Raw genomic sequence first — 21,788 nt, 5'->3', positions numbered from 1 at the left:
TGCGAAACGGTAACGCCGGGCGCCGGGCGCCCCCGAGACTCCCCGCATGTCCCGTCACCGCTCCCGTCACGACATCCGTCACGACACCCCTCAGGGCCCCCGCTGCCGCACCCTCTTCCGTACTCCCGAATTCACCCCCCTCTTCCTCACCGGCTCCGCCCACACCGCCGCGCAGACGGTGGCCGGGCTCGGGCTCGCCACCCTCGTCCTGCGCACCACCGGCTCGCCGTTCCTCTCCGCCCTCGCCCTCTTCGGGCCCTCGCTCGCCCAGTTCCTCGGCGCGACCACGCTGCTCTCCGCCGCCGACCGGCTGCCGCCGCGCGCCGCGCTCTCCGGGATCGCCCTCTTCTTCGCCGCGGGCACGGCCGTCCTGGCGGTCCCCGCCCTCCCCACCTGGGCGGTCTTCGCGGTCCTCTTCGCCGAGGGGCTCGCGGCCTCGCTGGGCGGCGGGGTGCGGTACGGCCTCCTGAACGAGATCCTGCCGCGCGAGGCGTACCTCCTCGGCCGCTCGGTGACGAACATGGCCGCCGGCGCCTGCCAGATCGGCGGCTTCGCGGCCGGCGGGCTCCTCGTCGCCCTGCTCTCGCCGCGCGGCGCGGTCCTCGCCGGCGCCGGGCTCTACCTCGCGGCCGCCCTCCTGGCCCGCCTCGGCCTCGGGGCGCGCCCGCCGCGCGCCGGAGGACGGCCCTCGGTCGCCGCGACCCGGCGCGCCAACGCCCTGCTCCTGTCCGTGCCCGCCCGCCGCCGCTGTTATCTGGCCCTGTGGGTGCCCAACGGGCTGATCGTGGGCTGCGAGTCGCTGTTCGTGCCGTACGCCCCCGAGCGCGCCGGACTCCTCTTCGTCTGTGGGGCGTTCGGGATGCTGGTGGGGGACGCCGTCGTCGGCCGCTTCCTGCCGGCGCGGCTGCGCGGCCGGCTGCGCTTCCCGCTCCAGGCGCTGCTCGCCGCCCCGTTCCTCCTCTTCGCCCTCGACCCCGGCCCGCCGCTCGCGCTCGCCGCCGTGACCGTGTCGGCGGTGGGGTACGGGGCGACCCTGCTGCACCAGGAGCGGCTGACGGCCCTGGTGCCGGAGGAGCTGAGCGGTCACGCGCTGGGCCTGCACTCCTCGGGGATGCTCGCGCTCCAGGGGGCGAGCGCGGCCCTGGCCGGCGCCCTCGCCCAGTACGCCTCGCCGCGGACCGTGATGGTGCTCCTCGCCCTGGCCTCGCTCGCCGTGACGTTCCTGCTCGCGCGGGCCGACCGGCGGGAAACGAAGAAGAGCGCGGAACCAGGGACCGTAAACCTGGTTCCGCGCTCTCCCGTCTGATGACCGCCCGACGGTGCGAGGCTGGCGCGACAGGACGTTCGCGCCGCCGGGCGGAGTCTCGGGATTCCCCTCCGCGGAGGGGGCGTTGGGACCGCGGCGGTACCGACGGGCGGGGCGGCCGTCCCTTCCTTCAGGTCAGGAAGGGGGCCGTCGCCCTTACCACCGCACTGGCTCGGAGCCGCCGCGGTCCTCACGCTGTCCGGTCCACCGGCCACCCCTCATTCGGGCCGGTGATCCGGACCGCGTACGGCGCTGACCTCCCGTCAAGTGCCGTACGCAGCCTGGGTGCCGCCGTGGATCAGTCGCGCAGGGCGGCGACCGCCTCGGCCACGCGCCTGCCGTACTCCGGGTCGGCGGCGGCGAAGTGCGCGACGTTCTTCTCCACGACGTCCTCGCGGGACACCTGGGAGAGGCTGCCGGCGATGTTGGCGACCAGACGGGCCTTCTCGTCCTCGGACATCAGGCGGTAGAGCTCGCCGGCCTGGAAGAAGTCGTCGTCCTTGACGTGCGCGGGCGCCTCGTGGGTGCCGGTCCAGCCGTGGATCGCGAGCGGCGCGGAGAGCGCGGCGTCGGTCTGGGCCGGGCCCTGGTACGAGTTGGGCTCGTAGTTCTTGTCGTGGCGCGAGCCGTTGCGGGTGGCCATGAGGCCGTCCCGGCCGTAGTTCTGCGCCGTGGTCGCCCTGGGGGCGTTCACCGGCAGCAGGGTGTGGTTCACGCCGAGGCGGTAGCGGTGGGCGTCCGCGTAGGCGAAGAGGCGGCCCTGGAGCATCTTGTCCGGCGAGGGGCCGATGCCCGGGACGAAGTTGTTCGGGGAGAACGCGGCCTGCTCGACCTCGGCGAAGACGTTGTCCGGGTTGCGGTCGAGGACCAGGCGGCCCACCCGCTGGAGCGGGTAGTCGGCGTGCGGCCACACCTTGGTGAGGTCGAACGGGTTGAAGCGGTAGTCCACGGCCTCGGCGGCCGGCATGACCTGGACGTAGAGGGTCCAGGACGGGTTGACGCCCCGCTCGATCGCCTGGAGCAGGTCGGTCTGGTGCGAGTTGGCGTCCTTGCCGACCAGCTCGGCGGCCTGCTCGGCGGAGAGGCTGCGGACGCCCTGGTTCGTCTTGAAGTGGTACTTGACGAAGAAGGCCTCGCCCGCCTCGTTGGTCCACTGGTAGGTGTGCGAGCCGAAGCCGTGCATGTGGCGGTACGAGGCCGGGATGCCGCGGTCGCCGAAGAGCCAGGTGATCTGGTGGGTGGACTCGGGGGAGTGCGCCCAGAAGTCCCAGACGTTGTCCGGCTCCTGCTTGCCCGTGAACGGGTCGCGCTTCTGCGAGTGGATGAAGTCGGGGAACTTGATCGGGTCCTTGATGAAGAACACCGGGGTGTTGTTGCCGACGAGGTCGTAGTTGCCCTCTTCGGTGTAGAACTTCAGCGCGAAGCCGCGGGGGTCACGCACCGCGTCCGCGCCGCCGAGCGAGTCGGCCACGGTGGAGAAGCGGATGAAGGTCTCGGTCCGCTTGCCGACCTCGGAGAGGAAGGCGGCCTTCGTGAAGCCGGTGACGTCGTCGGTGACCTCGAAGTACCCGTACGCGCCGGAACCGCGGGCGTGCACCACGCGCTCCGGGATCCGCTCACGGTTGAAGCGCGCGAGCTTCTCCAGCAGGTGCTGGTCCTGGAGGAGGAGAGGGCCACCGACGCCGGCGGTGGCGGAGTTCTGGTTGTCGGCGACGGGGGCGCCGGACTCGGTCGTAAGCACGCGCTTCGACATCGTGACCTTCCGTACGGGAGCTGCACTGAGTGACGGTGCCAGGAGCGTAGGTACGCCCTCCGAAAAACGTCAACAGTTTGTTGAAAATGAAGTGTGGTGTTCCGGTCGGCGACGGCGCCTGGGCGCGACAGGACAGTTGTCAGCGCCGCCGCCGACCGGAAATCGGGGGCCCCGGGGAAAGCGGGGGCGGGGTCAGACCTGCTGGCCGGAGAGGCGCTCGACGGCGCGCAGCAGGGCCGAGTGGTCCAGGCCGCCGTCACCCTGCGCGCGCAGGGAGGCGACGAGCTGGGCGACGACCGCGCCGACCGGAAGGGCGGCGCCCACGTTGCGGGCGGCGTCGGTGACGATGCCCATGTCCTTGTGGTGCAGGTCGATGCGGAAGCCCGGCTTGAAGTCCCGGTTCAGGAAGTTGTCCTTCTTGCGGGTCAGCACGGTCGAGCCGGCCAGACCGCCGTTGAGGACGTCGAGGGCCGCGGTGAGGTCCACACCGGACTTCTCCAGGAAGACCACGGCCTCGGCGCAGGCCTGGATGTTGACCGCCACGATGAGCTGGTTGGCGGCCTTCACCGTCTGGCCGGAGCCGTGCGGGCCGCACAGCACGATGGTCTTGCCGAGGGCCTCCAGGATCGGCAGGGCCTCGTCGAAGTCGGCCCGCTCGCCGCCGACCATGATCGAGAGCACGGCCTCGATGGCGCCGGCCTCGCCGCCGGAGACCGGGGCGTCGATGACGCGGATGCCCTTCTCGGCGGCGTTCTTGGCGAGGTCGACCGAGGTCTGCGGGGTGATCGACGACATGTCGATGATCAGCGCGCCCTGCTTCGCGTTCTCCAGGATGCCCTCGGGGCCGTAGGAGATCGCCTCGACCTGCGGGGAGGCGGGCACCATCGTGATGACCACGTCGGCGTCCTTGACGGCCTCGGCGATCGAGCCCGCGGCGGCGCCGCCGGCCTTGGCGAGGCGGTCCAGCTTGTCCTGCTCCAGGGTGAAGCCGGTGACCGAGTAGCCGGCCTTGATCAGGTTCTCGGACATGGGGGAGCCCATGATGCCGAGGCCGATCCAGGCGATCTTGGGAAGGTTGCTCATGAGGGTGCCTCTCGAAAACTGGTGGTACGGGGGAGGGGGCGCGGGTCGGCCGGTCAGCGGGCCGCGCGGGCCTCGGCCGGGAGCCACGCGAAGGACGCGACGGCGTCGGCGGCCTTGTACTCCAGGCCGATCCAGCCGTCGTAGCCGGCCTTCTTCAGCTCGTCGAGGAGCTGCTCCAGGGGCAGGTCGCCGGTGCCCGGCGCGCCGCGGCCCGGGTTGTCCGCGATCTGCACGTGGCCGGTCTTGTCCGCGTACCGGGCGATGACCGCGCTCACGTCCTCGCCGTTCATCGACAGGTGGTAGACGTCGAGCAGGAACTTGGCGTTGCCGAGGCCGGTGGCGGCGTTGACCTTGTCGATGACCTCGATCGCGGCGGGGGCGCTCACCAGCGGGTAGAGCGGCGACTCCGGCTCGTTGAGGGTCTCGACCAGGAGGACCGCGCCGACGCGGTCGGCGGCCCGGGCGGCCAGGACCAGGTTCTCCAGGGCGAGGGAGTCCTGGATCTGCGGGTCCACGCCCTCGACGCGGTTGCCGTAGAGCGCGTTGAGCGCCTTGCAGCCGACCGAGGCGGCGAAGTCGGCGGCCACGTCGATGTTGGCGCGGAAGCGGTCCGACTCCTCGCCCGGCACGGAGAGGGCCCCGCGGTCCGGGCCGGGGAGCTGTCCGGCGTAGAAGTTCAACCCCACCAGCTGGGTGCCGGCGTCCTCGAGAGCCTTCTTGAGGGCGTCGAGCTCGCTCTGCTCGGGGGTGGCGGTGTCGATCCAGGGCCACCACAGCTCGACCGCGGTGAAGCCCGCCGCGGCGGCGGCCGCGGGGCGCTCCAGGAGCGGGAGTTCCGTGAAGAGGATCGACAGGTTCACATCGAAGCGCTGATCGGAGTATCCCATGAGGGGTAGGCGCTCCTTCCGTATCGCGGAAGTAAGTTTCTGTCTGACGGAATGTTGCAAGCAGGTCGCCGCGCTTGTCAAGGGGTCCCCGCAGGTCCGGGGCTCCCGCGGGGCCCGGGAGGGGCCGTAGCGTGGGGCCATGGTGCGTTTGAGAGTGGAGTTCACGACCGAGCCGTTCGACCTCGACGAGGCGCCGGCGCACGCGGTCGTGGCCCGTGAGGTCATCCAGTCGGCCGACCTGGACGCGGTCGACGTCGGCCCCTTCGGCAACACGGCGGAGGGCGGCGCCGACGCGGTCCTCACCGCCGTCGACGCGCTGCTCCGCGAGTCGCTCGCGGCCGGCGCCACGCGCGTCTCGCTCCAGGTCAACGTGATCGAGGGGGGCGAGAAGTGAACGAACACCCCCTGGTCGCCGCGGTGAAGCCCCTGGTCGACGCCATGGGCGCCGAGCTGCTCGGCCCCGAGCTCGCCGGGGCCGACGACGTCGTCCTGTCCTGGGAGGGCGAGGACGTGCTCGCCGTGCGGCTCCCGCAGCTCTCGGAGTCCCTGGACCACATCCTGGCCGCCCTGGAGCGCCGGCACGGGACGCCGCTCGCGGAGCTCGACCGCAAGTCCAAGCAGGAGATCGTCCGGCTCCTGGAGGCGCGCGGGGCCTTCTCCGTGCGCCACGGGGTGGAGACGGTGGCGGGCGCGCTCGGCGTCAGCCGCTTCACCGTCTACAACTACCTGAACCGCGAGACCGCCCTGAACAGGGAAAAGACCGTCAAGGCCGACTAGTTGATCACGCGTGTCCACGAGCCGTCGTCCGCATGTCGGGACGACGGCTTTTGTGTCACCGACTTTTCAACAAAGTGTTGACGTTGTGTTGCGGAGGGCGTTAGCTATCCGCAGCCCGTCCGACGCACAGCGAAAAACAGCCACGGAGGCTTCCCGTGACTTCAGGTACGACACCGGGCCTGGCCCGGTTCAACACCTCGGCGGACAGCGAGGCCCTCGCCGCGCTCCACGAGGTGTGCTCCAGCTCGGCGTGGGGGAGCAAGATCCTCGCCCAGCGCCCGTACACCACCGCCGAAGCCCTCTTCCTCGCCAGCGACGCCGCCATGGCCGAGCTGACCGCGGAGGACCTGGCCGAGGCGATGGCCGGGCACCCGCCGATCGGTCGTCCGAAGGCCGGGGACCCGACCTCCTCCCGCGAGCAGAGCGGGATGGCCGGCGCCTCCGAGGAGCTCAAGGCCGAGATGCTCGAACTCAACCTGGCCTACCAGGACAGGTTCGGTCATGTCTTCCTCATCTGCGCCACCGGCAAGAGCGGCGAACAGATGCGCGACGCGGTCCGCGAGCGGATCGGCAACTCGCCCGAGGCGGAGCGCGAGATCGTCCGCACCGAACTGGGCAAGATCAACCGCATCCGGCTGACCCGCCTCGCCGAGGGCCCGCAGGCCCCGTAGGGGACTCGTAAGAGCGAAGAGGAAGAGAACTCCGCAATGAGCACCGACACCACGGCCTCGGTGTCCACCCACATCCTGGACACCAGCATCGGCCGTCCCGCCGAGGGCGTCGCCATCGCCCTCGCGGCCCGCGCCGGCTCCGACGCGGAGTGGACCGCGCTCGGCGGCTCCGCCACCGACGCGGACGGGCGCTGCAAGGACCTGCCGGCCCTGCCGGAGGGCACCACCCACGTACGCCTCGACTTCGAGACCGAGGCGTACTTCTCGACCAAGCACAGTGCGAAGAAGCAAGCCGAGGCGCAGCAGGACGCCCCCCGCGTAAGGGACAGCGGTGCGTTCTTCCCGGAGGTGGCGATCACGTTCGCCGTCACCCCGGGCGAGCACTACCACGTACCGCTGCTGCTCAACCCGTTCGGCTACTCCGTATACCGAGGGAGCTAGCAGACATGCCCACGATTCTCGGCCAGAACCAGTACGGCAAAGCAGAGAACCGCGTCGTCAAGATCACGCGGGACGGCGCCACCCACCACATCAAGGACCTGAACGTCTCCGTCGCCCTCTCCGGCGACCTCAGCGACGTCCACCTCACCGGCTCCAACGCCAACTGCCTCCCCACCGACACGACGAAGAACACCGTCTTCGCGTTCGCCAAGGAGTACGGCATCGAGTCCGCCGAGCAGTTCGGCATCCACCTCGCCCGCCACTTCGTGACGAGCCAGGAGCCGATCAAGCGCGCCCGGATCCGGATCGAGGAGTACTCGTGGGAGCGCATCGCCTCCTCCGACGCCAACTCCAAGTTCATCGGCTCCGACGAGGTCAACCACTCCTTCGCCCGCAAGGGCCAGGAGACCCGCGTCACCCAGATCACCTACGACGGCGAGAAGTGGGAGGTCATCTCCGGCCTCAAGGACCTCGTCGTCATGAACTCCACCAACTCGGAGTTCTGGGGCTACATCAAGGACCAGTACACGACCCTCCAGGAGGCGTACGACCGCATCCTGGCCACCCAGGTGTCCGGCCGGTGGCGGTTCAACTGGACCGACGACGACCAGCGCATGCCCAACTGGGAGCGGTCCTACGAGCAGACGAAGAAGCACATGCTCGAGGCCTTCGCGGAGACCTACTCGTACTCCCTCCAGCAGACGCTCTACCAGATGGCCACCCGGATCATCAACCACCGCTCGGAGATCGACGAGGTCCGCTTCTCGCTCCCGAACAAGCACCACTTCCTGGTCGACCTCGAGCCCTTCGGCCTGAAGAACGACAACGAGGTCTACTACGCCGCCGACCGCATGTACGGCCTCATCGAGGCCACCGTCCTGCGTGACGGAGCCACGGCGCAGATCCCGGTCGACATGACCAACCTCTAAGCGGCATCTGGGTGACCGGCCCCCGCCCGCCCGCAGTCGGGCGGGGGCCGCACCAGACCGGAGGGAACCTTCCCATGGCACAGCCTGCACAGGGGCCGGCAACCGCCGAAGGCCCGTGTTCCACCCCCTCGCCCACCCCGGCCCCCTGCCACCCGGTGGACGAGAAGCTCCCCGCCTCGCGGCTCGTCCCCGCGGCGCTCCAGCACATCGCCGCCATGTACGCCGGCGTCGTCACCCCTCCGCTCATCATCGGCCAGGCCGTCGGCCTGGACGCGGCCGGCATGACCCGGCTCATCGCCGCAAGCCTGCTGATCGCCGGCTGCGCGACCCTCCTGCAGACCCTCGGCGCCGGACGGTTCGCCGGCAACCGGCTCCCGTTCGTCAACGCCGCCTCGTCCGCCGGCATCGCCCCGATGCTCGCCATCGCCGAGACCAGCGCCCCCGGACACCAACTGCCCGCCATCTACGGCGCGGTGATGGTCGCCGGAGTCTTCTGCCTCGCCGTCGGCCCCTTCTTCGGCCGGCTCCTGCGCTTCTTCCCGCCGCTCGTCACCGGCGTCGTCATCACCCTCATCGGGGTCACCCTGATGCCCGTGCCCGTCGCCTGGGCCCAGGGCGGGGACCGGACCGCCGCCGACTTCGGCGCCATGCGGTACCTGGCCCTCGCCGGCTTCACCCTCGTCGTCATCCTGCTCTTCCAGCGCTTCGGCAAGGGCTTCGTCAAGCAGATCGCCCTGCTCCTCGGCCTCTTCATCGGCACCCTCGCCGCGATCCCCTTCGGGATGGCCGACTTCGGCGCCCTGCGCGAGGCGCCCGTCGCCGCCCTGCCCGCGCCCTTCGCCTTCGGCACCCCCGAGTTCCAGCCCGCCGCGATCCTCTCCCTGTGCATCGTCATGCTGGTCCTGATGACGGAGTCCAGCGCCGGCATGCTCGCCCTCGGCGAGATCTGCGAGCGGCGCACCGACGGCCGGACCATCACCCGCGGCCTGCGCACCGACGGAATCGCCACCCTCCTCGGCCCCGTCTTCGGCGGCTTCCCGACCTCGGCCTTCGCCCAGAACGTCGGCGTCGTCTCGCTGACCCGGGTCCGCTCCCGGTACGTGGTCGCCGCCGCCGGCGGCGCCCTCCTCGTCCTCGGCGCCTTCCCGGTCCTCGGCGCGGTCGTCTCCACGGTCCCGATGCCCGTCCTCGGCGGCGCCGGCATCGTCCTCTTCGGCTCGATCGCGGTCAGCGGCATCCGCACCCTCTCGGAAGCCGGACTCGACGACAGCTCCAACATCATCCTGGTGGCCGTCGCGCTCGGAGCGGGCATCATCCCGCTCGCCGCCCCCACCTTCTACGCCGACTTCCCGGCCTGGGCGCAGACCGTCCTCGGCTCCGGCATCAGCGCGGGCGCGCTCGTCGCCGTCCTGCTCAACCTGTTCTTCCACCATCTCGGCACCCGGAGCCGTCAGGCGACTCCGGCACTCAAATCCTCCTAGGGTCCTGCCGTGCCCACACCACCCCCGAGGAATGAAGGAAGCACCGCCATGGCAGCACCTTCGGCAGCCCCCCAGCGGATCGTCGTCGAGAACGCGGCGATCGCGACCGTCGACGCGCACGACACCGAGTACGCCTCCGGGTACCTCGTCGTCGCCGACAACAGGATCGAGTCCATCGGCGCCGGCAAGGCCCCCGAGGGCCTGGAGAACGTGGTCCGGCGCATCGACGCCACCGGCCACCTGGTCACGCCCGGCCTGGTCAACACCCACCACCACTTCTACCAGTGGATCACCCGCGGCCTGGCCACCGACCACAACCTCTTCAACTGGCTCGTGGCGCTCTACCCGACCTGGGCGCGCATCGACGAGCAGATGGTGCGCGCGGCCGCGCAGGGCTCGCTGGCGATGATGGCCCGCGGCGGCGTCACCACCGCCATGGACCACCACTACGTCTACCCGGTGAACTCCGGCGACCTCTCCGGCGCCATCATCGGCGCCGCCTCCGAGATGGGCGTCCGCTTCACCCTCGCCCGCGGCTCCATGGACCGCAGCGAGAAGGACGGCGGCCTGCCGCCGGACTTCGCCGTCGAGACCACCGAGGGCGCGCTCGCCGCGACCGAGGAGACGGTCAAGCGCTACCACGACGCCTCCTTCGACGCGATGACCCAGGTCGCCGTCGCCCCCTGTTCCCCCTTCTCCATCTCCACCGAGCTGCTCCGCGAGGGCGCGGCGCTCGGCCGCCGCCTGGGCGTGCGCATGCACACCCACGGCTCGGAGACCGTGGAGGAGGAGAAGTTCTGCCACGAGCTCTTCGGCATGGGCCCGACGGACTACTTCGAGTCCACCGGCTTCCTCGGCGAGGACGTGTGGATGGCGCACTGCGTCCACATGAACGACTCCGACATCGCCGCCTTCGCCCGCACGAAGACGGGCGTGGCGCACTGCCCCTCCTCCAACGCGCGCCTCGCCGCCGGCATCGCCCGCGTACCGGACATGCTCGCGGCGGGCGTCCCCGTCGGCCTCGGCGTCGACGGCACCGCCTCCAACGAGTCCGGCGAGCTCCACACCGAGCTGCGCAACGCGCTCCTCATCAACCGCCTCGGCGCCCACCGCGAGGCCGCGCTCAACGCCCGCCAGGCCCTGCGCCTCGGCACCCACGGCGGCGCGCAGGTCCTCGGCCGCGCCGACAGCATCGGGTCCCTGGAGGCGGGCAAGCTCGCCGACTTCGTCCTCTGGAAGATCGACGGCCTCGGCCACTCCACGATCGCCGACCCGGTCACCGCCATCGTCTTCGGCGCGGCGGCCCCGGTCACGGCCTCCTTCGTCAACGGCCGGCAGATCGTCGAGAACGACCGCCTGCTCACCGTCGACGAGGACACCATCGCGCGCGACGCGCGCACGGAGGCGCAGCGCCTGGCCCGCATCGCGGCCCAGGGCTGACCCTCCCCACGGAGTCCGGCCGAGGGGGACGGCCCTCGGCCGGTCGCCGCGGATCCGAGCGGGATCCGCGGCAGCCCGACCGGGAGGTGTCGTACGCAGAAGCCTTACGGCACCTCCCGGGACGGTGACACCGCCCGCACCCCCACCGGGCGCCCCGTCTCCACCCGCCGCACCCCCGCGGCAGCACCCCCGGAGCCCCGCCCGCCGGAGCTCCACCCCCGCGACGAGCCGCACCTCCCGCACCCCGCACCGCATCGCACCACCTCCCAGACACCCGCGTCGCCGCCGACGTGTAACCGACCGGAGGAACCGCCGTGGCAGCCAAGCCCCAGGTTCGCAATGCACAAGACGCAGGCTCCGCCCCCGAAGACCGCGAGAGGCATCCGGTCGACGAGACGCTGCCCCCCGTGAAGATGCTCACCAGTGGGCTCCAGCACGTGGCCGCCATGTACGCGGGAGTCGTCGCCCCGCCCCTGATCGTCGGAGCGGCCGTCGGCCTCTCCGGCACCGAACTCACCTTCCTCACCGGCGCGAGCCTCTTCACCGCCGGCCTCGCCACCTTCCTCCAGACCCTCGGCGTCTGGAAGATCGGCGCCCGCCTGCCGTTCGTCAACGGCGTCACCTTCGCCGGCGTCGCCCCGATGCTCGCCATCGTCGACACCACCGAGAACAAGGCCGACGCGCTCCCCGTGATCTTCGGCGCGATCATCGTCGCCGGGCTCCTCGGCTTCCTCGCCGCCCCCTGGTTCTCCCGGCTCGTGCGGTTCTTCCCGCCGGTCGTCACCGGCACCGTCATCACCCTCATAGGCGTGTCCCTGCTCCCGGTCGCGTTCGGCTGGGCCCAGGGACCCAACCCCCAGGCGAAGGACTACGGTTCGACGACCTTCCTCTCCCTCGCCGCCCTCACCCTCGTCGTCGTCCTGCTCCTGCGCCGCTTCACCCGCGGCTTCCTCAAGCAGGTCGCCGTCCTGGTCGGCCTCGTCATCGGCACCCTCATCGCCATCCCGTTCGGCGTCACCGACTTCTCCCCGGTGACCGAGGCGGACATCGTCGGCTTCCCGTCCCCCTTCCACTTCGGCGCCCCGCAGTTCGCCCTCGCCGCGATCATCTCCATGTGCGTGGTCATGCTGGTCTCCATGACCGAGTCGACCGCCGACATGCTGGCGCTCGGCGAGATCGTCGAGCGGCCCGCCGACGAGAAGACCATCGCCGCCGGACTGCGCGCCGACACCCTCGGCTCCGCGCTCAGCCCCCTGTTCAACGGCTTCATGTGCAGCGCCTTCGCCCAGAACATCGGCCTGGTCGCCATGACCCGGATCCGCAGCCGCTTCGTCGTCGCCTGCGGCGGCGGCTTCCTGGTCCTCATGGGCCTCTCGCCGGTCGCGGCCTCGCTCATCTCGGTCGTGCCCCGCCCGGTCCTCGGCGGCGCGGGCGTCGTCCTCTTCGGCTCGGTCGCCGCCAGCGGCATCCAGACCCTCGTCAAGGCGGGCCTGGAGAAGGACAACAACGTCCTGATCGTGGCCGTCTCGCTGGCCGTCGGCATCATCCCGATCACGGCGCCGGAGTTCTACCACGCCTTCCCGGAGACCGCGAAGATCATCCTGGACTCCGGCATCTCCACCGGCTGCGTCGCCGCCGTCCTGCTCAACGTGGTCTTCAACCACCTGGGCCGGGGCCGGGACGCCGACGAGGTCACCGCGCCGATGGAGCCCGGCGGGGAGATCTCCGGCAGCCGCGCCGCGAAGGCGGCGCACGTCCACTGAACCCGCACCCCGCCCCACCGGCCGCCCCGGCCCCCGCCCACCCGGCGGGGCCCGGGGCCGCCGCGCGCCCGGCGGCCCCGGGAACGGCCGGCGGCGCCACGGCGGCCGGGACCGGAAGGGCGACCCGTGCCGCTGTCCGGACCGGCACCAGGGCCGGGACCGTCGTCCTGATCAACCCCAACACCTCCGCCGCCACCACCGCGATGATGACCGCCATCGCCCGGCGGACCCTGGGGCCCGCCCTCCCCGTCCGGGGCGTGACCGCCGCCCGGGGCCCACGCATGCTCACCGACCCGGCCGCGCTGCGGGCCGCCGCCCCCGAGGTCCTCGCCGCGGGAACCGCCGCCACCGCCGGGGGCGACTGCGCCGCCCTCCTCGTCGCCGCCTTCGGGGACCCGGGCCTGGACGCCCTGCGCGCGGCGACCGGACTCCCCGTGGCCGGCCTCGGCGAGGCGGCGCTCCTGGAGGCGGCCGCCGGCGGCGCCCCCTTCGGCGTCGCGACCACCACCCCGCTCCTGGCCGACGCCATCACCGCCCGGGTGGCGGAGCTCGGACTCTCCGACCGGTACACGGGCCTGCGGCTCACCGCCGGCACCCCCGAACGCCTCTCCGCCGACCCGGTGGTGCTCCTCGACCGCCTGGAGCGGGCGGTCCGCGCCTGCGCCGAACGGGACGGGGCCCGCGCCGTCGTCATCGGCGGCGGCCCGCTCGGAGAGGCGGCAGAGGAGCTCCGGGCCCGGTGCGCCGTCCGGATCGTCGCCCCGATCCCGGCGGCCTGCCGGACGCTCGCCCGCCTCCTGACGGGGGTGACAGCCGAAGACCTGACGGGGTGACGGCCGAAGGCGCCCGCCCCGGCGGCCCCGCTCACCCCTCCACCGCGATCCGGCGCCGGCACTCCCGGGCCAGGGACGGGTACGCGGCGCTGATCGCCTCGTACAGGCGCCTGCGCAACAGCCGTTCGGCCTCGCCGCGCCCGGTCTCGCCGTACAGGCCGTCGAGCAGCGCCTCGTACCGCGAGAGGGCGTGCCGCAGATAGCTCACCTGCCACCGCGCGAGCGACCCGACGGGCACCCCGGCCGCCCGCGCCCCGTCCTTGCCGTCCGGTCCGGGCGGTCCGTCCGCCCGCGCCCCACCCCCGCCATCCGGCCCGGCCGTCCCCGGGCTCCGGGCGCCCAGCAGGTGCCGGTGGCGGACGGCGCGGCGCTCCAGCTCGGGGCCGGGCAGCCGGGGTACGTCGATCGGCTCCGCGCGGATCGCGGTCAGGACGGCGGCCCGCCGCCGCTCGGCGTACGCCCCGGCGGCCGAGGAGCGGGCCCGCGAGAGCTCCGCGGCCCCGGTGAACTCGGGCGTCCGCTCCACGGTCTCCACCCGGGCGAGCAGATAGAGCCGCACCGGCGCGAGGGACCAGCGGCGCGGATCGCGCCCCTGCACGTCGGGCGTGCCGAGCAGGTCCCGGACCATCGCGTCGGTCCAGCCGCGCCGGCGCACCCCGGCGAGCGACACGTAGGTCGTACGGTCCGTCATGTTTCCCCCAGAAGTTGATTACGGAGAGTGACGAATCCAGTGAAGCGCACCCCACTGACAACGCCCCTCCGACGCCTCTTCCAGCACCTCCTCCAACGCCTCCTCCGACACCTCCCCCGACGTCCCTCCCGGCGCCCCCCTTGTCGCACCCGCCCCGACTGTGCGATATAGGTCTGGACCTTTCCGACGGACGGAGGCCGTACCGTGCAACGCCCGTTCCCCCCACGTCGCTTGCCCGCCCTGGTGGCGCTCCTCGCGCTCGCCCTCACCGCCTGCTCCAGCGCCGGGGCCGCCCCGAAGGACACCCGCGCCCCCACCGCGCCCACCGGCGTCACCGCCACCTCGGGCAGCTCGACCACCGTCCACGTCATGTGGAGCGCCGCGACCGACGACCGCGCCGTCACCGGCTACGAGGTCCACCTCGACGGCCGCAAGGTCAAGGACCTCCCCGCCACCACCCTCATGACCGACGTCGTCGGCCTCGCCCCGGCCACCCCCCACCGCTTCACCGTCCGCGCCCGCGACGCCGCCGGCAACGCCTCGCCGCCCAGCGCCACCGTCGCCGCCACCACCCTCCCGGCCGCCACCGAGGACCGCACGCCCCCCACCGCCCCGGCCGGCCTCCGCGTCACCCCCGACGGCAGCCGCGCCGCCACCCTCCGCTGGACCCCGGCCAGGGACGACACCGAGGTCACCGCGTACGACGTCTACCAGGCCGACACCCGCGTCCACACGGTCCCGGGCACCGCCACCGACGCCCACCTCACCGGCCTGCGCCCCGGCACCGCCTACGCGTTCACCGTCCGGGCCCGCGACGCCGCCGAGAACTCCTCCCCGGACAGCAACGCGGTCGACCTCACCACCGCCCCGGCCCCGGGCGCGCCCGCGAACACCGCCCCCACCGACCTCGTCGCCACCGCCGCGAAGGGCGGCGAGATCACCCTCACCTGGACCCCGCCGAAGACGGGCGCCCCGGTCACCCACCACGAACTCCACCTCAACGGCCGCTTCGCCACCACCATCGTCTGGGGCGCCGAGCCGCCCCCCGGCCGCGCCACCTACACCTTCCCGGTCACCGACCCCCCGGGCACCCGCTACACCCTCACCCTCCGCGCCCGGCTCCCCGACGGCACCTGGGGCGACTTCTCGGCCCCGAGGACGGTGACCGTGCGCTGACGGGACCCGAGGGACATCTCGTCGGGACCCGTGTGGAGGCCCTCGAAGAAATCCGGAGGAGGACGTCCTTCGGTATCAGGGCCGCCCCTGTCCACTGCCCGGCCAGACCCGGTGCGGCAGCCGTGCCGGGTCTGCCAGGAGGTCGAAGTGAGGCTCCTGGTGCCACTGCTCCCGGCTTCCGATGACGAAGAGGCGGTGCTTCGCCCGGCTTGCCGCCACGTTCAGGAGATGGGGAGTCCGGGCCGCCCATTGACGTGCGCGGGCTCCCTCCCGGGGATGTGTCCCCAGCACCAGGAAGACCACGTCGGCTTCCTTCCCCTGCATGGTGTGAACGGTTCCGATGTTCCGTTCCCGGAACTCGGAGACCTGCTTGCGGTAGGCGGCCGGATCCATGCCCGCCGGGACATCGGCGGCGAGGTCCATGGCGCGTACGGTCCGCTCGCAGCCGCTGACCACATCGCGGAACGGACTCAGGATCCGCACCCGGTCCAGTCCGATCGCCCACTCCTGGTGGAGTTTTCTCAGCATCTGGGCGAGGGCCCTGCCTTCTTCGGGGTTCCACTTGCCCCTCGCTTCGGCCGGCGCCACGTCCACCCAGCAGCTGACCGGATACACGCAGGCGCCGCAGCCCTCGTGCTCCGACCCTCGACACCTCTCGCACGGATCGGGACCAGGGAAAAGCCGTTCCTTCGTGCCGTAGACCATCAGCCCCTCATAGGCGATGTCATTGCTCAGTTCGAAGATCGTCCGCTCACAGCGACGGTGCACACGGAGCGGCGCGCCGACCCACACCGCTTCGGTCTCGCCGTCGGCCCGGCGGTACTCCACGTTCGTGCCCCAGGGGTTCGTCCGATCGGCGACGCGTTGCGCGGAGGTCAGTGAGGGAACCCACTCCTCGGCGACGCCGTAGGCCGAACGAAGCCGCTGCTGTACGGACAACGGCAGCTGCACGACCGGTTCGAGCTGGAGCGGATCGCCCACCACCACGGCTCGCCGGGTCCTCCACAGGGCGCCCACCGCAGCCTGCGGCGTCGCCTGCCCGGCCTCGTCCACGAGCAGCCACCCCAACGCCTCTCGGCCCAGCCCCCGGAAGAGACGTCCGAAGGAGGCGAACGTCGTGGAGACGACCGGAAGCAGCAAGAAGAGCGTCTGCCAGACCACCAACGTCGGTTCTTCGGGCAGTACGCCGGCGAACACCTCCTTGAGGTGACGGAGATTGGCGCGGACGGCCCCGGCCTGGGAGACGACGAACGCCCGGTGCAGATCCAGGGCGGCGAGAAACACGCGGGTGCGTGCGGCGCAGAATTCGGGATCCGACCAAGGCGCGCGGAGTTCGCGCTCCTCGTCGGTGAACGTCTCCCAGTCGTACGGCAGGTGGCCCGGCCAGGAGGCGCGCGCCCGGGCGAGCGTCTCCCGGGCGTCACGCAGTGCACGGGTCGCGCGTACCGTTTCCGCCTGGGCCGAACGGAAGCCGACCTCCGCCAGCGACAGAGCCGTGGTCGCGACTGTGAGGCTGCTCCTCTGCCGGTCGGCCGCGTCACGTGCGAGGCTGCGACGGGACTCGAGTCGGTCTCCCGCCGCCTGCCAGTCGCGGCGGGCGTTCTCTCTCCGGCGTCCTGGCCAACCGCTCGGCCTGGGGGTGGCGGCATGGGCCTCCCAAAGTTCCTCCGCACGTCGTAGTTCGGCCGCCGAAGTCTCCACCGCGTACCTCGCATCGCGCTGAAGCCTCCGCATCTCGTCCTGATGCGCGCGAGCCGTCTCCTCGGCCTCCTCGGCCACGTGTACGGCGTGGACCAGACCGTCGACGGAGCACAGCGCCGACCAGGCGGCGACGCGCTGTGAACGAAGAACCTCCGCGGCCCGTGTCGCCTCTTGGAACGCGGTCTTGGCCTCCGCCCACTCCACGACGGGAGGCGTGCCTTCGGGCACGGGGACGAGTCGCCCCGAGTCCTCGCCGGAAAAGCGCGTACCGGCCGGAGGGTCGATCAGGGTGGCGTCGCACTCCACGCTCTGCAAGACGTACTGCATCCCGGGGATCTTGTGCCCGGCCGTATTCCGTGACGAGCCCCCTGCCCGCCTGCCTGCCGAGCCGGAACCGGACCGGTGGCCGCGGTCGGCACCGCGGCCCGTGCGGTTCTCCGGCTCGGGCTTGTCACCCCACCAGTAGCGGTCCATGAACTCCTTGCGCTTCTCCGCCTTGCCGAGAGGCGCGGCGATGGCGCCCCAGGCTGGCGCGCCGTTCAGCAGCGCCACGCCCAAGTCCAGGAAGTACGAGGCTTCGGCGGCCCACTCGTCGCCGATGGCGTCCAGAGAGGGAAGTTCGGTGGTGATGTTCTCCACCGCGCCGTTGTTGGAGGACGCGACGACGACCTCATGACCGGTCAGTTCCGGCCGCAGCTTCCTGACGCTGCGAGTGCGCCCCTCGTCCTGCCATGTGGCCCGCCCGCCGAACGCCTCTCCCGGTGTCTCCAAGGAGGCCAGTGCCGTGGCGCGTTCCACCACGATCGCGGCGATCAGGTCACGGAGCATCGTCGTCTTTCCCGTGCCGGGCGGACCGTTCACGGAGAAGAGCCCGGTACCCGTGCCGAGCTCCGCCATGACGCGGTTGACGGCGAACTGCTGGCTCAGCGCGAGCGACTGCTTCTTGGGCGCCGGCCAGCGCCCCAGCGGGACGGTCCGGGGCGCGACATTCTCCAGCACGGTCCATGGCGCGGAACGTACGTCCACGCGGGCACCGCGCGGGACGCTCCGGCCGTCGGCCAGGTAGGCGGTCAGAGCCCGGCCGTATCCGCCCTCGGCGTCGGCGACCTGTTGCAGGTCCTGGGGCAGCAGGCTGTTGAGGAACGCGGGCTCGGCGTCGGGAAGGGAGCCGTCCTTGCGGCGGCGCACGCGCTGGCTGTGGATGCGGATGCTGTGGGGGGAGAGCAGATCGGAGACGCCGCACAGATCCGCCACATGGGCGGCGAAGGCCACGAGATCGGGCAGCTGTACGGGGCGGCCCTCATCCTCGGCTTCTCCGGCGGTGCCGCCCACGAGTCCGTGGGGCGCGTCGTCGGCGACGGCCTCCCGGACCGCCGGCGCGATGGGCGTGACCGGCTGCGGGCCCCGTGCTTCGGAGGTGCGACCCCGGAGGTGCGCCGCGACACGGCGGCCGACCGGCCGTAGCGCGCCCGCGACGGCACCGGCCCCGAGGTCTCCGATGAGCACGCCCAGAGCCCCGACCGCGGCGCTGCCGAGGATCTCACGGACGACGGCCTGCCAGCCGCGGCCGGGGGAGCGAGTGGTGTCGGGGATTCCTTCAGCGCGAGGAGACGGAACGCCGGCGGGCGGCGTGTCAGGGGCTGGAGACTCGTCACGGTACGGAATGTCTTGACTCGTCAGGAGCGAGATGGAACGGCTGCAGGCCGATTCCGCGTCTTCGAAACCGTCGAGCCACTCGGGGTCCTCGGGCCCAGGATCGCGTACCCGTCCGGTCGCCCACGCGCAGCTGGAGAACGTCGTGGCCCCGCCGAGGAGGACGCCTCGATCGTCCACGGTGATGGAGAAGACGGAGGTCTCGCCCTTCTGGTGCGTACCCGCGTAATCCTCCTCCCCTCCGCCGAAGGCACGTTCGAGGGCCTCCCGAATGGCGGTCAACGGGAACACCCCGCCGTACACGATGTGCCGCCAGACTTCCTTGGACGTGTCGATCGGCTCGTGCCGGAGCGGGTGTCCCGGCTCCCAGGGCAGCAGCGGCCAGGGCTGTCCGGGGCGGACGTCCAGCTGCTGCACCCATTCGCGCGCCGAGACACGTGGCCCGGTTCGCGGGGGACGCGGTAGTTGCGGTGGACTGAACAGCTCGATGGCGCGCCAGTAGCGGACCACGTCCACGGATCGGCGTGCCGCGTACCCCGATACGGCGCTGTTCCTCATGCGCGACCCCCGTGTGCTTCTCGGCATGGTCTCGCCCAACGTGACCGGACTGCGCGCCGGGCGGTGATCCACTCTAGTGGGGTGCTCCGGCACGACAAGCAATCTACTCATTTTTCTTGCAGAAAATCTCAGCGCGTGTTATAAATGCCGAGCAACGGGTTGGTCGATGAACGGGGACGTGTGATGGAAGTCAAGCTGGACAAGGGAGACGCGGCGAAGGTGACGCTGCTCAAGCGGGCGTGGGACACGGACGAGGCCGGAGTCGTGCACCGCTTGCTGGAGTACTTCGAGAAAGGTGCGGAAGGGCCGGTGGTCGACGCGTCTGCCGTCTCCGTCGGTGTGGTCAGGGTGCACGCGCGGTATCAAGGGCACCGGATCGCCGCTGAATTCGATCCCGGATCCGAGAGCGTGACCATTCTGTCGGGTCCCGCCGCAGGGCACTACAAGTCGCCCAGCGGCGCGGCGACCGCGGTGCTCCAGGCCTACAACCCGGGAATCGCACCCCACCGGAACGGGTGGTCCTTCTGGGTGGTGGACGCCAGCGGCGCCAGGCTTCAGGCGATCCGGGGGGCGCAGACCTCCGAAGCAGGAAAGTGAGAGGTCTGAGCATAATGAGTGAGTCACGTCCGCCTCGGGGAGCCGAGGAGCGGGATGACGTGCCGCTGATCTCCCACCACGCGGCCGTCGTCTTCCTGATCGCCGCCGTCATCGGCCTCCTGAGCGGAGGCCTCGCCCGCGCCGCCGGCCAACCGTGGCCGATGGCGGTGGCAGCGGGGCTGACTGCCGCAGGATTCGCGTTGCCGACAGGCCACCGGCTCATCGGCGGCTGAGCAGTCGTCCTTCCGCAGGTGACGGATTCGGTGCCACGGGATGTGGTCCCGGCATCGGGACGGCTGATGGTGGCCGTGACGATGCGGAGGGGGAGAACCGTGGCACGTGTCCGTCGTGAGCAGAGGGTGTGGACCCTCGTCGAGGTGCGGGGCGGTCCGGCGGGATGGGCCGCCGCCGAAGAGGTCTGGACCCGGCACTCATGGAACTACCGCGACGAGGGGACGCTCGGTACGGGCCTGACCTCCGGGCTGAGCGCCGACCCGACACGCAAGGCCTTCCGGGTGGAGGTACGGACTCCCGGTGCGTTGTCGAGGGCCGAGAACGAGGCGGAATGGCTGGTCATGAGTCTGGCCAGGACCCACGCGATCGAAATGTACCCGCGTAAACAGGCGGCGCTCGATCGTGACCGGGAGGTACTGGCTCGATGGCGCGTACACACGACGGAGCACCGTCCCGTCCGGCCGGACCTCGAACTGTCGTCTCGCCCTGAACGATGGGCCCTGTGGTGGCACCGGACGACCGCGAGATGGTCGGAGCGGCTGGGACGGTACGACACCGGGGAGATCGTGAGCGGCCCGAAGGACGAGGCCAGTGTGCTTGCCCGCATCGGCCGGGAGCCGGACGAGGAGCTCCGGGCCGGCGTCGATGTGCGTCCCCTCGACGGCCGTGACGGCAGTCGGGCAGTGCTTCGCCGGGAGGAGGACCAGGACCGCCGCCTGAGATGGCTCGCGGTCGGTCTGATAACGACAGAGACCCTCACCGTACTGGCCGGAAGCTCGGACGGGGCTCTCTTCTGGGTCTGGGCAGTCTGCACCGCAGCGGCCTTCTGCGTCATGGTGACGATGGGTGGGAGACTCCATCGGACCGGGGGAGAAGCCGCAGGCCGCGTCGTGGTGGCCTGCGTGACCCTGTTCGTGATGGTCACGGCATTGGGGTGGGGGCCGTTCGGCCTCTCGTCCGGCGATTCGGGAATGACGAGGGGGCAAGCCCTGCTGGGGCCCCTGTTCCTCTTCGTGGGCGTCGGCATCGGCCTGCTCGCGCGGCGATGGGCCGGGAACGGCCCCATTGTCTGGGTCGGCCCCGCCGTGCTCACCGTGTCCATTCCGGTATTGGCGGTGCTGGGAAAGATCCTGCACTGGGCCTACCGGGACGAACTCGACCTGGAGGCGGACGGGGCGGAAGCCTCGGGACTCTGGGAAGCCGCGTCCGCGCTCAAACTCCTCACACTGCTCAGCATGTTTCTGCTGGTACCCGCGGCGTGGGCTGTGGCGCGGCACTACCACCTCGTTCGATCCGGCGGCCGCACCGCCGCTCTGGGCTTCGGTCTGACGGCGCTCATCCTTGTACTCGAAGCGGGAATGCTCGGGCTGCAATCGCCGAAGCACGCGGCCGACGCGCTGAAGCGCGCGGCCGTGGACGGACGGACACCACCCCCGTATTTCGGCATCGAGCCCGAATGGATGTGTCTGCAGCCCACGGTCTCCCGTTCCGAACTGAACACGAAGGGGGGAGTGCTCCGTCCGGAGCGCCCTTACATCGTCTTCGGCGAGGGACAGGGCGGTGTGGTGGTCTGGAACGTCGCGGCCGACGGCGCCATGACGATCCCTTCGGACCAGGTACGCACGGTGCCGGTGGGGAAGGGCGAAGGGAAGACCGCCTGTCCCAAGGCCGAGTGACGGTCGGCAAGGCCCGGCCGAATCCTCGGGCCGGTGGAGCGATCTGAGGCGATCACCGTCGGGCCACCGGGGGGCGATACCGCCGGCTACCCGTATGGCGGTCCAGCGGAACCACAGGGGAGGTATCCGCGCTCCGGC

The 21,788-nt window shown here is 71.5% G+C and carries 19 protein-coding genes; 14 read left to right on the top strand and 5 right to left on the bottom strand.

All coding sequences use genetic code 11. The features are described from left to right. The first annotated feature begins 46 nt into the window (after positions 1 to 46). A complete protein-coding gene (locus tag ACIP5O_RS30530) occupies positions 47 to 1,306 on the top strand; it encodes an MFS transporter (protein WP_401299012.1) in 1,260 nt (419 codons plus the stop codon). A gap of 298 nt (positions 1,307 to 1,604) precedes the next feature. Here the strand turns inward: ACIP5O_RS30530 and ACIP5O_RS30525 are convergent, their stop codons facing one another. From ACIP5O_RS30525 to ACIP5O_RS30515, 3 genes are all read right to left on the bottom strand, one after another. Further along, positions 1,605 to 3,059 carry a catalase gene (locus ACIP5O_RS30525; protein WP_401299010.1) on the bottom strand — a complete coding sequence of 485 codons (1,455 nt, stop codon included), beginning with the start codon at positions 3,057 to 3,059 and terminating at the stop codon, positions 1,605 to 1,607. 192 nt (positions 3,060 to 3,251) lie between these two features. Further along, positions 3,252 to 4,142: a 2-hydroxy-3-oxopropionate reductase gene (locus ACIP5O_RS30520; protein WP_401299008.1), complete on the bottom strand. Its 891-nt coding sequence runs from the start codon at positions 4,140 to 4,142 to the stop codon at positions 3,252 to 3,254. A 53-nt stretch (positions 4,143 to 4,195) separates the two neighbouring features. After that, positions 4,196 to 5,029, bottom strand: coding sequence for a TIM barrel protein (locus ACIP5O_RS30515; protein WP_401299004.1), 834 nt, complete (start codon positions 5,027 to 5,029; stop codon positions 4,196 to 4,198). A gap of 142 nt (positions 5,030 to 5,171) precedes the next feature. Between ACIP5O_RS30515 and ACIP5O_RS30510 the strand changes: the two genes are divergently transcribed. The 9 genes from ACIP5O_RS30510 (at position 5,172) to ACIP5O_RS30470 (ending at position 13,364) form a co-directional block, all read left to right on the top strand. Next, a complete protein-coding gene (locus ACIP5O_RS30510) occupies positions 5,172 to 5,423 on the top strand; it encodes a hypothetical protein (RefSeq protein WP_062756771.1) in 252 nt (83 codons plus the stop codon). A gap of 44 nt (positions 5,424 to 5,467) precedes the next feature. After that, positions 5,468 to 5,806 carry a helix-turn-helix domain-containing protein gene (locus ACIP5O_RS30505; protein ID WP_401299099.1) on the top strand — a complete coding sequence of 113 codons (339 nt, stop codon included), beginning with the start codon at positions 5,468 to 5,470 and terminating at the stop codon, positions 5,804 to 5,806. 155 nt (positions 5,807 to 5,961) lie between these two features. Then, entirely contained in the window at positions 5,962 to 6,477 is a 516-nt protein-coding gene (gene uraD, locus ACIP5O_RS30500; RefSeq protein ID WP_351970390.1) for a 2-oxo-4-hydroxy-4-carboxy-5-ureidoimidazoline decarboxylase, read from the top strand. 36 nt (positions 6,478 to 6,513) lie between these two features. Then, positions 6,514 to 6,918, top strand: coding sequence for a hydroxyisourate hydrolase (gene uraH / locus ACIP5O_RS30495; protein WP_356548900.1), 405 nt, complete (start codon positions 6,514 to 6,516; stop codon positions 6,916 to 6,918). Between the two features lie 5 nt (positions 6,919 to 6,923). Further along, a complete protein-coding gene (gene pucL, locus ACIP5O_RS30490; protein WP_356548899.1) occupies positions 6,924 to 7,847 on the top strand; it encodes a factor-independent urate hydroxylase in 924 nt (307 codons plus the stop codon). Between the two features lie 74 nt (positions 7,848 to 7,921). Next, positions 7,922 to 9,328 carry a nucleobase:cation symporter-2 family protein gene (locus ACIP5O_RS30485; protein WP_401298998.1) on the top strand — a complete coding sequence of 469 codons (1,407 nt, stop codon included), beginning with the start codon at positions 7,922 to 7,924 and terminating at the stop codon, positions 9,326 to 9,328. A gap of 48 nt (positions 9,329 to 9,376) precedes the next feature. Further along, entirely contained in the window at positions 9,377 to 10,768 is a 1,392-nt protein-coding gene (locus tag ACIP5O_RS30480) for an 8-oxoguanine deaminase (protein ID WP_401298995.1), read from the top strand. Positions 10,769 to 11,181: 413 nt separating this feature from the next. After that, the gene (locus ACIP5O_RS30475; protein WP_401299096.1) at positions 11,182 to 12,531 is read left to right on the top strand and encodes a nucleobase:cation symporter-2 family protein; all 1,350 of its coding nucleotides are present in this window, start codon (positions 11,182 to 11,184) and stop codon (positions 12,529 to 12,531) included. A gap of 167 nt (positions 12,532 to 12,698) precedes the next feature. Continuing rightward, positions 12,699 to 13,364 (top strand): aspartate/glutamate racemase family protein, encoded by a 666-nt coding sequence (locus ACIP5O_RS30470; RefSeq protein WP_401299093.1) that lies wholly within the window; start codon positions 12,699 to 12,701, stop codon positions 13,362 to 13,364. A gap of 31 nt (positions 13,365 to 13,395) precedes the next feature. On the opposite strand, the gene ACIP5O_RS30465 is transcribed toward ACIP5O_RS30470, so the two are convergent. Beyond that, on the bottom strand, positions 13,396 to 14,055 hold the full coding sequence (locus ACIP5O_RS30465; protein WP_401298993.1) for a hypothetical protein: 660 nt from the start codon (positions 14,053 to 14,055) through the stop codon (positions 13,396 to 13,398). Between the two features lie 231 nt (positions 14,056 to 14,286). Here ACIP5O_RS30465 and ACIP5O_RS30460 point away from each other — a divergent pair, with 231 nt between their 5' ends. Then, a complete protein-coding gene (locus ACIP5O_RS30460; protein ID WP_401298990.1) occupies positions 14,287 to 15,231 on the top strand; it encodes a fibronectin type III domain-containing protein in 945 nt (314 codons plus the stop codon). A gap of 75 nt (positions 15,232 to 15,306) precedes the next feature. Here ACIP5O_RS30460 and ACIP5O_RS30455 read toward each other — a convergent pair whose 3' ends face one another. Beyond that, complete coding sequence (locus ACIP5O_RS30455) at positions 15,307 to 19,143, bottom strand: AAA domain-containing protein (RefSeq protein WP_401298987.1); 3,837 nt, start codon at positions 19,141 to 19,143, stop codon at positions 15,307 to 15,309. Between the two features lie 183 nt (positions 19,144 to 19,326). Here ACIP5O_RS30455 and ACIP5O_RS30450 point away from each other — a divergent pair, with 183 nt between their 5' ends. From ACIP5O_RS30450 to ACIP5O_RS30440, 3 genes are all read left to right on the top strand, one after another. Then, positions 19,327 to 19,740, top strand: a complete 414-nt coding sequence (locus ACIP5O_RS30450) for a hypothetical protein (protein ID WP_401298984.1) — start codon at positions 19,327 to 19,329, stop codon at positions 19,738 to 19,740. A gap of 59 nt (positions 19,741 to 19,799) precedes the next feature. Next, the gene (locus ACIP5O_RS30445) at positions 19,800 to 19,973 is read left to right on the top strand and encodes a hypothetical protein (protein WP_401298982.1); all 174 of its coding nucleotides are present in this window, start codon (positions 19,800 to 19,802) and stop codon (positions 19,971 to 19,973) included. Positions 19,974 to 20,072: 99 nt separating this feature from the next. Continuing rightward, a complete protein-coding gene (locus ACIP5O_RS30440; protein WP_401298979.1) occupies positions 20,073 to 21,650 on the top strand; it encodes a hypothetical protein in 1,578 nt (525 codons plus the stop codon). Positions 21,651 to 21,788: the final 138 nt, after the last annotated feature.

Origin of the sequence: Streptomyces sp. NPDC088915 (genome assembly GCF_044749825.1) — a bacterium.
GTDB lineage: Bacteria > Actinomycetota > Actinomycetes > Streptomycetales > Streptomycetaceae > Streptomyces.
This window is presented reverse-complemented; position numbering and strand designations above follow the sequence as displayed.

Bases quoted from the DNA above. Each gene is read 5' to 3' on its own strand.
- ACIP5O_RS30530 (WP_401299012.1), top strand. From the start codon at position 47: ATGTCCCGTCACCGCTCCCGTCACGACATCCGTCACGACACCCCTCAG.
- ACIP5O_RS30525 (WP_401299010.1), bottom strand. From the start codon at position 3,059: ATGTCGAAGCGCGTGCTTACGACCGAGTCCGGCGCCCCCGTCGCCGAC.
- ACIP5O_RS30520 (WP_401299008.1), bottom strand. From the start codon at position 4,142: ATGAGCAACCTTCCCAAGATCGCCTGGATCGGCCTCGGCATCATGGGC.
- ACIP5O_RS30515 (WP_401299004.1), bottom strand. From the start codon at position 5,029: ATGGGATACTCCGATCAGCGCTTCGATGTGAACCTGTCGATCCTCTTC.
- ACIP5O_RS30505 (WP_401299099.1), top strand. From the start codon at position 5,468: ATGGGCGCCGAGCTGCTCGGCCCCGAGCTCGCCGGGGCCGACGACGTC.
- uraH (WP_356548900.1), top strand. From the start codon at position 6,514: ATGAGCACCGACACCACGGCCTCGGTGTCCACCCACATCCTGGACACC.
- pucL (WP_356548899.1), top strand. From the start codon at position 6,924: ATGCCCACGATTCTCGGCCAGAACCAGTACGGCAAAGCAGAGAACCGC.
- ACIP5O_RS30485 (WP_401298998.1), top strand. From the start codon at position 7,922: ATGGCACAGCCTGCACAGGGGCCGGCAACCGCCGAAGGCCCGTGTTCC.
- ACIP5O_RS30480 (WP_401298995.1), top strand. From the start codon at position 9,377: ATGGCAGCACCTTCGGCAGCCCCCCAGCGGATCGTCGTCGAGAACGCG.
- ACIP5O_RS30475 (WP_401299096.1), top strand. From the start codon at position 11,182: ATGCTCACCAGTGGGCTCCAGCACGTGGCCGCCATGTACGCGGGAGTC.
- ACIP5O_RS30465 (WP_401298993.1), bottom strand. From the start codon at position 14,055: ATGACGGACCGTACGACCTACGTGTCGCTCGCCGGGGTGCGCCGGCGC.
- ACIP5O_RS30455 (WP_401298987.1), bottom strand. From the start codon at position 19,143: ATGAGGAACAGCGCCGTATCGGGGTACGCGGCACGCCGATCCGTGGAC.
- ACIP5O_RS30450 (WP_401298984.1), top strand. From the start codon at position 19,327: ATGGAAGTCAAGCTGGACAAGGGAGACGCGGCGAAGGTGACGCTGCTC.